The sequence below is a fragment of the Pseudoalteromonas sp. CNC9-20 genome (assembly GCF_022347875.1).
Classification (GTDB): domain Bacteria; phylum Pseudomonadota; class Gammaproteobacteria; order Enterobacterales; family Alteromonadaceae; genus Pseudoalteromonas; species Pseudoalteromonas ruthenica.
Genome location: NZ_JAKRFS010000001.1, coordinates 416,001 through 430,286 on the forward strand (window position 1 = coordinate 416,001; position 14,286 = coordinate 430,286).

The 14,286-nt window shown below is 48.5% G+C and carries 15 protein-coding genes; 11 read left to right on the forward strand and 4 right to left on the reverse strand.

Going from position 1 to position 14,286, the window contains the following annotated elements; all coding sequences use genetic code 11:
• Positions 1 to 146: 146 nt before the first annotated feature.
• A complete protein-coding gene (gene bioA, locus MHM89_RS01875) occupies positions 147 to 1,439 on the reverse strand; it encodes an adenosylmethionine--8-amino-7-oxononanoate transaminase (protein WP_239407939.1) in 1,293 nt (430 codons plus the stop codon).
• 97 nt (positions 1,440 to 1,536) lie between these two features.
• Here bioA and bioB point away from each other — a divergent pair, with 97 nt between their 5' ends.
• The 5 genes from bioB to htpX all read left to right on the forward strand — a co-directional run bounded on the left by bioB (position 1,537) and on the right by htpX (position 6,157).
• Positions 1,537 to 2,580, forward strand: coding sequence for a biotin synthase BioB (bioB, locus tag MHM89_RS01880; RefSeq protein ID WP_045978317.1), 1,044 nt, complete (start codon positions 1,537 to 1,539; stop codon positions 2,578 to 2,580).
• Positions 2,580 to 3,701, forward strand: a complete 1,122-nt coding sequence (locus MHM89_RS01885) for an 8-amino-7-oxononanoate synthase (protein ID WP_239407940.1) — start codon at positions 2,580 to 2,582, stop codon at positions 3,699 to 3,701. Before bioB ends, MHM89_RS01885 begins: the two co-directional genes overlap by 1 nt.
• Entirely contained in the window at positions 3,698 to 4,453 is a 756-nt protein-coding gene (locus tag MHM89_RS01890; RefSeq protein WP_239407941.1) for a methyltransferase domain-containing protein, read from the forward strand. Before MHM89_RS01885 ends, MHM89_RS01890 begins: the two co-directional genes overlap by 4 nt.
• Positions 4,450 to 5,130, forward strand: coding sequence for a dethiobiotin synthase (gene bioD, locus MHM89_RS01895; RefSeq protein WP_239384030.1), 681 nt, complete (start codon positions 4,450 to 4,452; stop codon positions 5,128 to 5,130). Before MHM89_RS01890 ends, bioD begins: the two co-directional genes overlap by 4 nt.
• A gap of 157 nt (positions 5,131 to 5,287) precedes the next feature.
• Positions 5,288 to 6,157 (forward strand): protease HtpX, encoded by an 870-nt coding sequence (gene htpX, locus MHM89_RS01900; protein ID WP_022946584.1) that lies wholly within the window; start codon positions 5,288 to 5,290, stop codon positions 6,155 to 6,157.
• 63 nt (positions 6,158 to 6,220) lie between these two features.
• Here htpX and MHM89_RS01905 read toward each other — a convergent pair whose 3' ends face one another.
• Complete coding sequence (locus MHM89_RS01905) at positions 6,221 to 6,424, reverse strand: hypothetical protein (protein ID WP_022946585.1); 204 nt, start codon at positions 6,422 to 6,424, stop codon at positions 6,221 to 6,223.
• 85 nt (positions 6,425 to 6,509) lie between these two features.
• Between MHM89_RS01905 and MHM89_RS01910 the strand changes: the two genes are divergently transcribed.
• Complete coding sequence (locus MHM89_RS01910) at positions 6,510 to 7,028, forward strand: GNAT family N-acetyltransferase (protein WP_138547331.1); 519 nt, start codon at positions 6,510 to 6,512, stop codon at positions 7,026 to 7,028.
• Between the two features lie 6 nt (positions 7,029 to 7,034).
• On the opposite strand, the gene MHM89_RS01915 is transcribed toward MHM89_RS01910, so the two are convergent.
• Positions 7,035 to 7,571: a TetR/AcrR family transcriptional regulator gene (locus MHM89_RS01915; protein WP_239407942.1), complete on the reverse strand. Its 537-nt coding sequence runs from the start codon at positions 7,569 to 7,571 to the stop codon at positions 7,035 to 7,037.
• Between the two features lie 82 nt (positions 7,572 to 7,653).
• Here MHM89_RS01915 and MHM89_RS01920 point away from each other — a divergent pair, with 82 nt between their 5' ends.
• From MHM89_RS01920 to MHM89_RS01940, 5 genes are all read left to right on the forward strand, one after another.
• The gene (locus MHM89_RS01920) at positions 7,654 to 7,842 is read left to right on the forward strand and encodes a hypothetical protein (RefSeq protein ID WP_151172694.1); all 189 of its coding nucleotides are present in this window, start codon (positions 7,654 to 7,656) and stop codon (positions 7,840 to 7,842) included.
• A gap of 173 nt (positions 7,843 to 8,015) precedes the next feature.
• A complete protein-coding gene (gene purE / locus MHM89_RS01925; protein ID WP_022946589.1) occupies positions 8,016 to 8,498 on the forward strand; it encodes a 5-(carboxyamino)imidazole ribonucleotide mutase in 483 nt (160 codons plus the stop codon).
• An 11-nt stretch (positions 8,499 to 8,509) separates the two neighbouring features.
• A complete protein-coding gene (locus MHM89_RS01930; protein ID WP_045978314.1) occupies positions 8,510 to 9,649 on the forward strand; it encodes a 5-(carboxyamino)imidazole ribonucleotide synthase in 1,140 nt (379 codons plus the stop codon).
• Between the two features lie 158 nt (positions 9,650 to 9,807).
• A complete protein-coding gene (locus MHM89_RS01935; protein WP_052698113.1) occupies positions 9,808 to 11,001 on the forward strand; it encodes an endonuclease/exonuclease/phosphatase family protein in 1,194 nt (397 codons plus the stop codon).
• Positions 11,002 to 11,198: 197 nt separating this feature from the next.
• Positions 11,199 to 13,685: a prolyl oligopeptidase family serine peptidase gene (locus MHM89_RS01940; protein WP_239407943.1), complete on the forward strand. Its 2,487-nt coding sequence runs from the start codon at positions 11,199 to 11,201 to the stop codon at positions 13,683 to 13,685.
• Between the two features lie 20 nt (positions 13,686 to 13,705).
• Here the strand turns inward: MHM89_RS01940 and rrtA are convergent, their stop codons facing one another.
• Positions 13,706 to 14,260, reverse strand: coding sequence for a rhombosortase (gene rrtA / locus MHM89_RS01945; RefSeq protein ID WP_239407944.1), 555 nt, complete (start codon positions 14,258 to 14,260; stop codon positions 13,706 to 13,708).
• Positions 14,261 to 14,286: the final 26 nt, after the last annotated feature.

A 14,286-nucleotide genomic window follows, 5' to 3' on the forward strand; every position in this document is an offset into this window, starting at 1 on the left:
CGCAAAGAGCGGCCTTTGGCGCGCCCAAGCAGGTATAAAATTGCTACGCAGTGAAACTAATTATTCAGCGAAAAGTAAGTTAACTCTTTGAGCTGGTTATAAACTGTGGTGATTCCCAGCTCAAAGAGGCAACAGTCACCACCTCATTAGTAGTGACCCTGAGCGATGGCATCGTATATTGCCGTGGCTAAGCGCTGAATGTCGTTTTCGCTGCTAACAAAAGGCGGCATAAGATAAATCAATTTACCAAAGGGGCGGATCCACACTCCTTGGCTGACAAAGAACTGCTGGATCTTGGCGACATCCACAGCACTATTGAGCTCAACTACACCAATGGCGCCAAGGCGGCGTACATCAACCACGGCGGCTAATTCGCGGCAGCGCTCTAAGGCACCAAGCCAATGATGAATATCGTTTATTTGCCCTTGCCAATTGTTATCTAGTAACAACTCGAGACTTTTGTTGGCCACGGCGCAGGCCAGCGGGTTGCCCATAAAGGTGGGGCCGTGCATCAAAACGCCTGCTTCGCCTTCGCAAATACCGCGTGCTACATGACTCGTGGTCAGTGTTGCGGCTAAGGTCATATAACCACCGGTAAGTGCTTTACCCACACACATAATGTCTGGAGTTATATCGGCATGTTCAACAGCGAACAAGGTACCGGTGCGGCCAAAACCAGTGGCAATTTCATCGCAAATAAGCAATATCTCGTAGCGGTCGCACAACTGGCGCACGGTTTTTAAATAGTCGGGATGATAAAAGTTCATACCGCCGGCATTTTGGACAATCGGCTCAATGATAAAAGCCGCCACTTCATGATGATGTTTATCAAAGTATTGCTCTAGGGTGTGCGCCTCTTCTGCGTCAAAGCGTTCATGAAAACGGCTACGGGGTGGCGGCACAAAGATTTGTTCGGGTAAAAATCCGCGATACATACTGTGCATTGAGTTGACCGGGTCGCACACACTCATAGCGGCAAAGGTATCGCCGTGATAGCCCTTTTGCGGGGTCATAAGTTTATGCTTTTGTTTATGGCCTTGGCTATACCAATATTGCACCGCCATTTTTATCGCCACTTCCACACTTACTGAGCCGCCATCGGCAAGAAACACCTTGTCGAGCGCTTTGGGGGTCATCGCCACTAACTTTTTACACAGTTCAACTGCTGGCGCGTGAGTGATACCGCCAAACATAACATGGCTCATATTGTTGCTTTGGCTTTGCAGCGCTTCATTTAACTGGGGGTGATTGTAGCCGTGCAGGGCACTCCACCACGATGCCATACCATCAATTAAGGCTTCGCCACTTTGTAGATAAATGCGGGTTCCCTCAGCATGGGTAACGGGATAATTGGGAAGAGGGTTGAGCATTGATGTGTAGGGGTGCCAAATGTGCTCACGATCAAACTCAGTGTCGATATATGTATAATTATTGCTCATAGGTAAACTTCAAATGTCATTGCAGCGTTGACAATACTAAGGCAACTCGTAGACTGATACAAAATTAAATTCTACCGTCGATAATAAAGAGAACTCTATGGAACAGGCCGAAATCCGTCATAACTGGACGCATGAACAAGTTAAAGCCCTTTTTGACATGCCATTTAATGATTTGCTGTTCAAAGCGGCAAGCATTCACCGTCAACACTTTAACCCCAACGAAGTGCAAATTTCGACTTTATTATCGATTAAAACCGGCGCCTGCCCAGAAGATTGTAAATATTGCCCTCAGTCAGGGCACTATAAAACCGACCTCGAGCGTGAACGCTTGATGGAAGTAGAAAAAGTGGTTGAGCAAGCAAGGGCAGCCAAGTCAAAAGGTGCGACCCGTTTTTGCATGGGTGCAGCATGGTCAGACCCTAAAGACCGCGACATGCCTTACATTGAGCGCATGGTCCGAGAAGTAAAAGAGCTGGGTTTAGAAACCTGCATGACACTGGGCAAGCTCGATAATGATAAAGCCAAGCAGCTGCGCGGGGCGGGATTAGACTACTATAACCATAACCTTGATACTTCACCTGAATACTATGAGCAGATTATCACGACGCGCACTTACCAAGACCGTTTAGACACACTGGATCATGTGCGTGATGCCGGCATGAAGGTATGCTCCGGTGGCATTATCGGTATGGGAGAGCAGGCTTCTGATCGCTACGGCCTACTTATCCAGCTGGCTAACTTGCCTAAGCAACCGGAAAGTGTGCCGATTAATATGCTGGTTAAGGTCAAGGGCACGCCTTTAGAAAACGTCGATGATTTAGACCAGTTCGAATTCATTCGCACCATTGCTGTGGCGCGTATCATGATGCCGAAAAGCTACGTGCGTTTATCAGCAGGGCGCACGGCAATGAATGAGCAGATGCAAAGCATGTGTTTCTTTGCCGGAGCAAATTCCATCTTCTATGGTGACAAACTGCTGACCACCGATAACCCTGAAGCCGATGCCGATATGAACCTTATTCGCAAACTGGGGATGCGCCCAGAGCAGGCTCAGGATTACTCAGATGAGGCCTATGAAGCGTCATTGAGCTCAGCTATCGCTGATAAGAAAACCTCAGAGCTGTTTTACGAAGCAACCTAATGGCGTTTGAATACATTGATAATGTGCTCGAGGGTGCCAAAGAGCAGCACTTACTGCGCCAGCGCGTGGTAGTCGACGACATTTGTGCGCGCACCTTGGCCGTGGATGGTCGACGCTATTTAAATTTTGCGTCCAATGACTATCTTGCTTTAGGCGATCGGCCGCTGCCGCCATTGAAAGGGCGCAGTGGCGGGCACAGTTCGCCGTTGGTTACTGGTTACAGTCGTGAGCAAGCAGAGCTGGAGCAACGTTTTTGTGCACTTTATGGCTTTGAGTCAGCGCTGCTGTTTGCCAGCGGTTTTAGTGCTAATGCCAGTGTGCTGAAAGCCTTGTTTGCTCAAGCCCGTGAAGGCTTGATTGTGCAAGACAAACTGAATCATGCCAGTTTAGTCGATGGCGGCCTTGCGGCAAACGCACAGATGCAGCGTTTTAATCACAATAATATGGCGCATCTGGATGCGCGCTTGGGTAAATCCAAAGCTCACCATAAACTGGTAGTAAGCGAGGGCGTGTTTTCGATGGATGGGGACTGCGCGCCGCTTGAACAGCTACGCAGTCAGTGTGAGAAGCACCGGGCCTGGTTAATGCTTGATGATGCCCATGGGTTTGGGGTGCTCGGTGGAGGCAAAGGCAGCGCTGCGGTGCTTAAGCCTGATATTTTAGTGCTCACCTTTGGTAAAGCGCTGGCTGCCAACGGGGCTATCGTACTAGCTAGCAACAAAGTCATCGATTTGCTGCTGCAAAGTAATCGCGATTACACCTATTCCACGGCACTGTCCGCTTTGCAATGTGAGGTGATTGACGAGCGACTGACGCAGTTGTTGGCGGCTGACGCCGAGCGTCAACATTTATTTGCACTGATTGATTACTTTAAAAGCCAATTTGCGGCGGCCCATTTAGCACTAATGCCCTCAGATACACCGATACAGCCGTTGATCGTCGGCGATAGTGAATCAGCGTTGGTGATGCAAAATCAACTTCGTGAAAAAGGTATATGGCTTAGTGCCATACGACCGCCCACTGTGGCCCACAATACTGCGCGTTTGCGTATCACCTTAACGGCGGCTCATACTGAGGAAGATATCGACACCTTAGTCAGCGCCTTGGAGCAATGCCGATGAGTGCGGCATTAAAACTTACGACCCAGCGGCAATTCTCCAAAGCGGCAACGAATTATCAGCAGCATGCGCGAGTGCAAGCCGCGAGCAGTACTGTTTTGTTAGACCACATTGGCGCCAGGCATTTGGGTGTATGTTTAGACTTAGGCGCGGGTCCCGGCGTGAATAGCCATGCGCTCAGTGTCAGGGCACAGCAGTTAGTGTCCCTTGATTTATCAGAATCCATGCTACAGTGTGCACGAACCCTAGGTGGCGATGATAATCAGGTAGTGTGCGCAGATATGGACACGCTACCAATACACAGTGCAGCGATAGACACTGTCTTTAGTAACTTTGCGATGCAATGGTCTGCTGATTTAGCTGCCTTACTTTGCGAGTTACACCGTATTTTAACGGTGAATGGGCGGGCATATATTGCCGTGGTGAGCGAAGGCTCCCTTGAGGAAGTGAAAGCTGCTTTTGCCATGGCAGGGGTGCCAGCCATTAACCAATTTATACGTGTTGGCGATTTGACCATCGCGGCAAAGCAGGCTGGGTTTAAGGTGCAATGGCAGCATCAAGCAAGGCTATTTGATCGCTTTGACAGTGCTAAACAGGCGTTAAAAAGTTTATCGGCTATTGGTGCCAATAGCTGTGAGCATGGCCACCGTCACTTATCGAAAAATCAGTATATGCAGATTCTCAACCATTTACAGGGATCGCAGCCGGGCGTGGAGTTAAGCTACAACGTCGCATTTTTGGAGCTCATTAAATGAAACAATTTTTTGTTACCGCAACCGATACCGATGCAGGTAAAACCCATGTCACCAGCTTGCTACTGAAACTCGCTGTACAGCATAAAAAGAAGGCGGCCGGGTTTAAGCCCATCGCCGCAGGTGCTGAGGAGGCGTTTGGCCGACTGGTCAATACCGATGCACTGACACTCATCGAAAGCGGCAACACCAATGTGCTCTATGAGCAAGTAAATCCGTTTATTTTTGCGCCACCGATTGCACCTCATATTGCCGCTGCGCAGCAAGGTGAACATATTAGCGTTAGCAAGTTACGCAGCGCATACGACGAGTTTAAAAGTTGCGGTGCCGATATTCTCATTACCGAAGGCGCCGGAGGTTGGCTATTACCCATTAATGACACGGAGCTGTTAAGTGATTGGGTGCTTGCTGAGCAGCTGCCAGTCATTTTAGTGGTGGGTATGAAACTCGGTTGCCTCAACCATGCATTGTTAACGATGGAAGTGCTGGCGCATCAAGGTGTACACGTCGCTGGGTGGATAGCCAACCAAGTGGATCCACAGATGCAGGAATACGATGCCAATTTAGCCACTTTGAAAGCAAGGCTGCCAGCCCCATATCTCGGAGAAAGCCCTTATACCGGGCACACACCAAAGCTAAAAATCCACCGCGCTCTAATGGAGCTATTCGAGTTAGGTTAAGGTTACAGTTGCTTACAAATCCGTTTGCCGAAATAACTTGATACCGTAAACATCTGCCTATATATATTGAGCATAACGCGTCGATAGGGTGACGCTATCCATTATGGATCACTCGATGATCCCTAATGAATAATCTTACCCGTTGGAGAAATGTAGTATGAAACGTGTTGTGCTCTTTTTATTGACCAACCTTGCCGTTATGTTAGTGCTAGGTGTGGTGTTATCTATCGTATTCTCAGTGTTGGGGATATCAAGTCGCAGTATGGGGGGGATCCTCATCATCGCCGCTGTGTTTGGTTTTGGTGGCTCCTTTATCTCATTGTTGATGTCTAAGTGGATAGCTAAACGCTCTACTGGCGCATATGTTATTGAGCAGCCGCGCTCCGGTACCGAGCAGTGGCTGGTAAACACGGTTGCCGAGCAAGCGCGTCAACGTGGTATCAACATGCCAGAGGTCGCTATTTACGACAGCCCAGAAATCAATGCTTTTGCTACTGGACCATCGAAAAACAACGCGTTAGTCGCGGTAAGCAGTGGCTTGCTTCACAACATGAGCCAAGAAGAAGCCGAAGCGGTACTCGCTCATGAAGTCTCTCATGTGGCCAATGGCGACATGGTGACATTGACGTTGATTCAAGGAGTCGTGAATACCTTCGTTATCTTCTTTGCTAAGGTATTGGCTGGCATCGTTGATAATTTCCTCAATGGCGATGAGGAGCAAAGTGGCCCCAGCTGGACTTATTTTATCTTCGACATGGTGTTTCAGGTGTTATTTGGCATACTCGCTTCCGTGGTCGTTGCTTACTTCAGCCGCAAACGTGAATTTGCCGCAGACAGAGGCGCAGCCGAGTTAGTGGGCGCACATAAAATGCGTGCCGCATTAGAGCGCTTAAAAGGCAACCATGAGTCACAGCTGGAAGGCTCAATGATGGCCTTTGGTATCGCACCAGGGCGCTCTATTGGTGAGCTATTTGCTTCACACCCGCCATTGGATGCGCGAATTCATGCACTGTCAACGCAAAGCTAACGGCTGTTGTGGAACTAAAAAAAGCGCACTTAAGAGTGCGCTTTTTTGTTTTCAGTTAAGCAATTACGCGCTTTGTTGCTGGCGTTGCTGCTGGTTGGGGATCAACTCTTCAACCACCTCTTTGGCGCTTAGGGTGTAGCGGACGCCATCAAACATCACCGAGACGAACTCCTCAATGCCAGTGATCCCTGTTAACGTCCAGCCTTCGCCGCGTTTAGGGCAGTACACCGTGGTAGTAGGAGGAACCATAATAAAATCATCAGCCATGGGGGTTTTTAACTTCTAGTGCTTGCTCTTGAGCATAGTTTAAGGCAATAATTCGCTAACTCAAGCCCGATATACTCTTACTGCTATGAATCGCTGCCCATCTCGCGGGCTTAGTTTACGTCCCATAGGCCACAAAGATGCGCCGGCAATGTTTGCTATTCTCTCGCAGCCTTTGGTTTTTCGCTTTAATGATTATTTACCACCGAAAACTAAAACTGAGGTGCGTAGTATGATTCAAGCGGACATCGAACTACTTCTAAAAGGGCAAGGCGTGCGCTTTGCTATCATTCACCAGCACCAGGTCATTGGTAGCTGCGGCCTATACAATATCGCCCAAGGTTGCGCGGAGCTTGGCTTTGAACTTCATCCTCAGCATTGGGGTAAAGGTTATATGCAAGCAGCAATAGCTTTGCTATTAGCCGAATACGGCCGCTATATTGATAAGCCGCTCACGCGTATCCAAGCACGAGTGATGGTCGAAAATCACCGCAGTATTAACACGCTTACCCGTGCAGGCTTCAAACCAATTAGCGCGCAACTCTATAGTTTAGCGTTACCGGCCTGTGCACTCGATGTTGCCGAGCAACTCAATCAAGCAAGTTAATCCTGATTAGAGTAGGGCGAGCTTGGCACTTAAGCGACGCACCATAGCATTAGCGTTAGGGGCTGGCTGATTTAACCCCTCTATCAAAGTCATAAAGTAACAGTCCATCATGGCTGCGGCGCGCACCTCGTCATACTGGGGAGCCGATGCAAATAACAACGCTTTAAATTGCTGTATTTGCTCATCGAAAAACTGTCCTTGCCAAATTAAACTCTGTAGTAGAGTCTTACTGAATTCCACATGCTGCAAATAAAACGCATACAGGTACGTGGCATAGTGGCGCATTTTCAGTTTTGGCTGCTGATGGTCGTCACTGCGTTGGGCATCAGCGATGACGTTATCAATCTGCGCAATCATTAACACCTTGAGCAACTCATCTTTATTCGCAAAATGGCTAAACAAGGTGCCATTTGCTATCCCTGCTGCCTTGGCAATATCACGTGTTGACGTGCTCTCAAACCCTTTGGCAATAAACAGCTCCCACGCGGTTTGGCAGATCCGTGTTCGTGTTTGCAGTTTTTTAGGCGTTAATTGGTTACTCAAAACAAACCCTTTTGCTTGATATTGAGCGCGCTCAATTATTATAATGAGCATGCTCATTTTTATAAGTTGATGGAAAACTACAATGGAATCAGTCGTTAATATAGTATCACGGATAATCGGTTATGTGTTATTTGTGCCCTTTATATGCTTTTACAGCTATGTTTTAGGACCGGTGCTAAAGGCGGTGCTCATCCCCGGAGGGGTGGTGGTTTTGGCATTGATAATAGGGCCTGCTAAGGCATGGCGAGTTTGGAAAGCAGCGAATGGATAACTTTGTTCATTGCCTCTAGCAACAAAACTTAGCCATGCTTTTTATCGGGCTTTTTAGTATAATGCGCGACAATTTTTGCGGTGAAAGAGAATCACTGCGGCGCTAACCCCCCTTGATGCTTGGTCATCATACGGCGTAATTTACATTTATATCGTTCATACTGAGGAGTGGCAATGAAAGTAGGAATTATTATGGGCTCAAAGTCAGACTGGCCCACCATGCAACATGCGGCGGACATGCTGGATAAATTCGGTGTCGAGTATGAAACCAAAGTGGTTTCTGCGCATCGCACTCCTCAACTTTTAGCTGATTATGCGAGCTCAGCTGCTGAGCGTGGTATTAAAGTGATTATCGCCGGTGCTGGCGGGGCTGCGCATTTACCGGGTATGGCGGCCGCTTTTACCTCGCTACCGGTATTGGGCGTGCCAGTAAAATCGAAAGCGCTCAATGGTGTTGACTCGTTATTATCAATCTGCCAAATGCCAAAAGGTGTGGCGGTAGGTACTTTGGCTATTGGTGATGCCGGTGCCGCTAATGCGGGACTGTTGGCAGCGCAAATCTTGGGCTGTCAGCAACCAGAGCTACTGGCGAAAATTGACCAATTTCGTGCCGAGCAGACAGAGACTGTTTTAGCTAACCCTAACCCAGCTGAATAAGCGAGTTGTATATGCAAATGTTAGTTCTGGGCGCGGGCCAACTAGCGCGTATGATGGCGCTTGTGGCAGCGCCGCTGGATATCCATATTCGTGCTTATGACGTGGCTAGCAAACAAGTGGTGCACCCGGTAACCGGTGAGCACTATACGCAAACGTTAGAGCAAGCAATCGCCAGTAGCGACCGTATTACTGCTGAGTTTGAGCATATTCCCAGCGATGTGCTTGCGGCCTGTGAGCAAAGCGGCAAATTCTTCCCCGGTAAAAAAGCAATTGAATGCGGCGGCGATCGCGCCAAAGAGAAGGCGCTGCTCGATAATGCTGGCGTACCGAGTGCTCCGTATATTTTAGTGAGTGAACGTACTCACCTTGAGCAAGCGGTGAATGAACTGGGTTTACCTTTGGTGATCAAAACTTGTCAGGCTGGGTACGACGGCAAAGGCCAATGGCGCTTAAAAAGCATCGACCAGACTGATGAAATCTGGCAAGAAATGCAGGCATTTTTAGATAAAGATGCGTCGCATCGCATTATTTGTGAAAAGATGATTGCGTTTGACCGTGAAGTTTCAGTGATAGGTGCGCGCGATGCACAGGGGAATGTAAAAGTATACCCGGTCACCGAAAATGAACACACTGACGGGGTGTTGACGCTGTCGGTAGCAGGCATCGTCAGCCAAGATATGCAATCTCAGGCGGTTGATGCCTACAGCAAAATAGCCAATGCGCTGGATTATGTTGGCGTACTTGCTATCGAGTTTTTCGATGTTGACGGTGAATTGCTAGTCAATGAGATTGCGCCGCGTGTTCACAACTCGGGTCATTGGACACAGCAAGGCGCTTATTGTTGCCAGTTCGAGAACCATGTGCGTGCTGTTGCCGGTTTGCCTTTGGGCTGTACTTATCTATTGCAGCCGAGTGCGATGATTAACGTTTTGGGTCAGCCAGCAATCCCGGCAGAGGTATTGGCCACCACTGGCGTTCGCAGTCACTGGTATGGTAAAGCGGTAAAACCAGGGCGAAAAATGGGTCATATCAATGTCAGTGCTAATACCTTGCATGAGCTTGGGGAGCGTCTCGGTGAATTGCATGAGCACCTCAGCGAGCAGGATTATCCTGGTATTGAAGCACGAGCCCATCAGTTAATTCTCAACTAGTACCTGTGGTTGCGCAGTACCGCTAGCAACCAACAAGACTATTTAAGCGAATAAACCGAGCCTTGAAGCTCGGTTTTTTCATCCCAAACGCTGACACAATGTCATTAACAGCTGCTAGTATGGCGTTTTCATTTTGCTTATATAAGAGAAAACCCTAAATGACCTTGTGCAAACGTTTTGGCCTTATTGGCTCCTTGTGTCTGTTCGTTGCGGCCTGTGCGCAACCTCATTCGTCTGTGCCAACAACGCTGCGTATCGCGACCTTTAACGTTAGTATGGATGGCTCGAACTACGTTACTAATCCCAGTGAGCTAAGTGAATCGCCTTTACCTGCCTTGCTAGCCCAAGGGCAACACCCACAAATTCACAATATCGCGCATATTATTCAACGGGTGCGTCCTGATGTGATATTACTCAATGAATTCGACTATAACGAGGATTGGCGCGAACAAGTCGATGCTTTTCAACGCCACTATCTAGGCAAGGATCATGGCAGTGTAAAAGCCATTCACTACCCCTACAGCTATAGTGCGCCCGTTAATACCGGTGTTGCCAGCGACTACGACTTTGACGGCAATGGTGAGCTCTCTGGCAATGGCGGGGATGCTTATGGCTTTGGTTTCTACCCTGGTCAATACGGCATGGTGATCTTAAGCCGCTATCCCATTGACCATGAGCGCGTGCGCACGTTTGCACAATTGAAATGGGCGCAACAACCGCAGGCGCAGATGCCCATGCTTGATGGCAATGCTTTTTATGATAACCGTACATGGCAAGCTGCGCGCTTAAGCTCTAAGTCATTCTGGGATGTGCCTATCAGCGTTGATGGTAAACGTGTGCATCTGTTGGCATCTCATCCTACACCACCGGTATTCGATGGTCCGGAAGATAGAAACGGTCTGCGCAATAAAGCTGAGATTAAACTAATCGCCGATTATTTAGATAATCAAAGCGATTATTTGGTGGATGACCAAGGCCGCCAAGGAGGCCTCGATGACAACAGCCGATTTGTTATCCTCGGAGATTTGAACGCTGCACCGCAAGGCGATAAAGCGCGTCCTGAGGCCATTAATCAAGTGTTAGCTCATGATAAAGTGGATGCCAGTATGGTGCCCGAGAGCACCGGAGGAGCAGGGGTGGAAGAGCAAGCGTATGCGCGTTATTACACCGCAAGCTGGCGTGCTAGAGCTGATTATGTGTTGCCATCAAAGTTCGGTTTTGAGCCTATCTCGGCAGGTGTATATTGGCCGACGGAGCAAAACCCGGCACAATACAAATTAATTAGTGATAGAAAAGCCTCGTCAGATCATCGTCTTGTGTGGATGGACCTAAAATTAATAAAAAAACAGTGAACCATTTAGCCGCTTAGTACTCTATATATGTGAAGCAGGTCCCGTACTTGTTTCGTTATTGCTAGCGCAGAGTTTTGGTCAGCATCCCTTGCTGACCTTTTTTTTGTCTAAGTAAACTGCCGTTGGTCTTAAAACACTGTCTTTGCTTGTAAGTTTTTGCTTAAATCAGGGCACCGTGTATTTAGTTGAAGACAATCATGTTCCATAAATCAGTACTGGCGGCGACCATTGCTTCCAGTTTTATCCTCAGCGGCTGTCAAAGCACCGCACAACAAAGCAACACGCAAGTAGAAACGAATCAAACTTCCGCCCCAAGCCAAGTGGAGACACCGGCAAAACCAGGTTCAGTGGCTATTACCTTAGAACAAGCCATGGCTGATCCGGACTGGATAGGTAACCAGCCAGAAGGCGCGTTCTGGCACAGCGATTCAAACACCGTTGTTTATCAGCAAAAACAACAAGGTAATCAACTACGCGACACCTACACACAGGCCGTTGGCGCAGACAGTGCAACCAAAGTAACGCTGGCGCAGCTACACACGTTGGGCGATGACAAGGCCGTATACAGTCAAGATAACCGCTTACAAGCCTATGTATTTAAAGGGGATATGTTTGTTCGTGATACTTCTGCTAACACCTTAGTGCAAATCACCAAAACGTCGGCATTTGAATCTGCGCCACAGTTTTTAAATGATAACAGCCTAGTATATCGCCGTGGTAACGTGTTTATGCATGTAGACTTAGGCACCGGGCTGCATAGTGAGTTGGCCAACCTTAAGCTCGAAGATAAGCCAATCAAGGTTAATGAGCCGAAAAGCTATATTGCTAAGGAACAACATAAGCTTATTGACTATGTTGCACTGCAGCTAAAAAACCAACAAGATGCCCTCGAGCGCGACCAGCAGTTAGCGAATGAAAATAGCGCGGTAGTCGATGCCACCATTTACCTAGGCGATAAAAAGCGTTTAGTGGATGCCCAGCTCTCTCCTGATGGCAGTAAGCTTATCGTTGCGCTAATCGATGACAGAAGCTGGCGCGCCGACACCGACATCATGCCTAATTACATTACCCAAGATGCAGGGGTAGAATCGGTACCAGCCCGTCGCCGGGTTGCGGATGCCAAGCCACAGGGCACAGAATTGGTGTATATCGACTTGCCAAGCAAAGCAAAAACGACGCTGACCTATAATACCTTGCCCGGTTGGAATGAAGATGTGCTTGCCGAGGTGAAGCGTGAAAACTATGCCCGCCAAGGCAAAGAGTATGAAAGCGAAACTAAGCGCCGTGAAATCAATTTAATGATGGATTGGGGCTGGGGTCAAAGTGCCATTCAATGGAACCGCAGTGGCTCACAAGTTGCTGTTATGCTTGAGGCTTGGGATAACAAAGACCGCTGGATAGCGACCGTTGACTTTAAAGGTAAAAAGTTAGTGAACCAACACCGTTTACATGACGATGCTTGGGTTAACTACACCTTTAATGATTTCGGTTGGTTAAACACTAGCGACACTTTGTATTTCTTGTCAGAGCAATCCGGTTATAGCCACATCTATACTAAGCCGTTAACAGGTAAAGCAAGCCAGCGTACCAAGGGTCAATTTGAAGTTTCCGATCTGACCTTGAGCGAAAATGACCAATACCTGTACTACAAAGCGAATAAAAAGCACCCAGGTATTTACGAGGTGTATCGCTTAAATCTGGATAGCGGCAACAGCGAGGCGCTAACCAGCCTTGATGGCATGACTGACTATAGTTTGAGTCCTGATGAGCAAAAACTGCTGTTACAGCACTCAAAAATCATGCACCCGCCGGAGCTTTATGTCATGGATGCGGCACCGGGGGCTAAGGTTACGCAGCTAACTCACACCGTATCAGAGCAATTCAAAGCGACTAAGCTGGTGGCTCCGAAAGTGGTTGCCGTACCGTCGAGCCATGGTGAGCAACCGGTGTATGCGAAAGTGTATTATCCCAGCGATTACCAAAGCGATGAAAGCGGTAACACCCGCAAGGCGGTTATTTTCAACCACGGCGCCGGCTATTTGCAAAACTCACACTTTGGCTGGTCCGGTTACTTCCGCGAGTTTATGTTCCACTCGTTGCTTGCCAGCGAAGGCTATGTAGTTATGGATATGGACTACCGCGCCTCGAAAGGGTATGGCCGCGATTGGCGTACCGCCATTTATCGACAAATGGGAACGCCAGAGACGCAGGACTTGGTTGATGGGGTAAAATGGATGCAGGCTAACGCCAATGTTGACGTTGAGCGGGTCGGTACTTACGGCGGCTCATACGGTGGCTTTATGACCTTTATGGCGCTGTTCACCGAGCCTGAGCTGTTCCAAGCCGGAGCGGCGCTGCGTCCAGTGAGCGATTGGGCACATTATAACGCTCCGTATACCTCTAATATTCTCAATCACCCAGATGTTGACCCTATTGCCTACGAGCGTAGCTCGCCTATCTACTTCGCTGAAGGATTAGAGAAGCCGCTATTGATCAATGCGCCGATGGTTGATGACAATGTGTTCTTCCAAGATGTTGTGCGCCTAGTGCAGCGTTTGATTGAACTGGAGAAAGAGGACTTTGAAACGGCTATCTTCCCAGTTGAACCGCACGGTTTTGTGCAGCCCTCAAGTTGGCTAGATGAATACCGCCGCATTTATAAGCTGTTTGAAGAGAACCTTTAATCGCTAATGAAAAACCCGAGCTAAGCCTCGGGTTTTTTTATGCCTCGCCACTCTAGCAGCGCTAAGCCCAAGCCACACAACAGCCCGAATAGATGAGCCTCAATAGCCACGCGGGAGTCAATTAATGCCTCAACGTCACTACTGGCGCCAACAATTTGCTCATAAGTCACCTTGGCTATTACGCCTACGATAATTAAATATCCGGTTTTTTCACCGCAGCGAATATCTTTCATTGCACCATAGGCAATCAAGCCGTGCAATGAACCACTTAAGCCGACATATAAAGAGATGTTCGGGCTAAAGCCGTATAAACAGAGGCCAACCCCAAAAGACAAGAGCAGCAAATAAAGCCAATACTTACGCACACTAAAAAAATGGCCATGGAGCGACCACAGCACTAGAGCACCTGCCATGTTCATGCCTAAATGCGGCCAATTGCTATGTAAAAAGTGCCCTGTTAGCAAGCGATACCACTGGCCCTCAGCGATGGCGGGGCGCTGAAAAGACAATGGCCCAGCGGCATCAATTACCATAAGCAGTGTACACAGTGCGATCAGTGGCCAGACGGACAGCATTGCGCGGTGCGAAAAGAGGGTTTTAA

Bases quoted from the DNA above. Each gene is read 5' to 3' on its own strand.
- bioA (WP_239407939.1), bottom strand. From the start codon at position 1,439: ATGAGCAATAATTATACATATATCGACACTGAGTTTGATCGTGAGCAC.
- MHM89_RS01935 (WP_052698113.1), top strand. From the start codon at position 9,808: ATGACCTTGTGCAAACGTTTTGGCCTTATTGGCTCCTTGTGTCTGTTC.
- rrtA (WP_239407944.1), bottom strand. From the start codon at position 14,260: ATGCTGTCCGTCTGGCCACTGATCGCACTGTGTACACTGCTTATGGTA.
- MHM89_RS01920 (WP_151172694.1), top strand. From the start codon at position 7,654: ATGGAATCAGTCGTTAATATAGTATCACGGATAATCGGTTATGTGTTA.
- MHM89_RS01885 (WP_239407940.1), top strand. From the start codon at position 2,580: ATGGCGTTTGAATACATTGATAATGTGCTCGAGGGTGCCAAAGAGCAG.
- MHM89_RS01930 (WP_045978314.1), top strand. From the start codon at position 8,510: ATGCAAATGTTAGTTCTGGGCGCGGGCCAACTAGCGCGTATGATGGCG.
- MHM89_RS01890 (WP_239407941.1), top strand. From the start codon at position 3,698: ATGAGTGCGGCATTAAAACTTACGACCCAGCGGCAATTCTCCAAAGCG.
- bioB (WP_045978317.1), top strand. From the start codon at position 1,537: ATGGAACAGGCCGAAATCCGTCATAACTGGACGCATGAACAAGTTAAA.
- bioD (WP_239384030.1), top strand. From the start codon at position 4,450: ATGAAACAATTTTTTGTTACCGCAACCGATACCGATGCAGGTAAAACC.
- MHM89_RS01905 (WP_022946585.1), bottom strand. From the start codon at position 6,424: ATGGCTGATGATTTTATTATGGTTCCTCCTACTACCACGGTGTACTGC.
- MHM89_RS01910 (WP_138547331.1), top strand. From the start codon at position 6,510: ATGAATCGCTGCCCATCTCGCGGGCTTAGTTTACGTCCCATAGGCCAC.
- MHM89_RS01940 (WP_239407943.1), top strand. From the start codon at position 11,199: ATGTTCCATAAATCAGTACTGGCGGCGACCATTGCTTCCAGTTTTATC.
- purE (WP_022946589.1), top strand. From the start codon at position 8,016: ATGAAAGTAGGAATTATTATGGGCTCAAAGTCAGACTGGCCCACCATG.
- htpX (WP_022946584.1), top strand. From the start codon at position 5,288: ATGAAACGTGTTGTGCTCTTTTTATTGACCAACCTTGCCGTTATGTTA.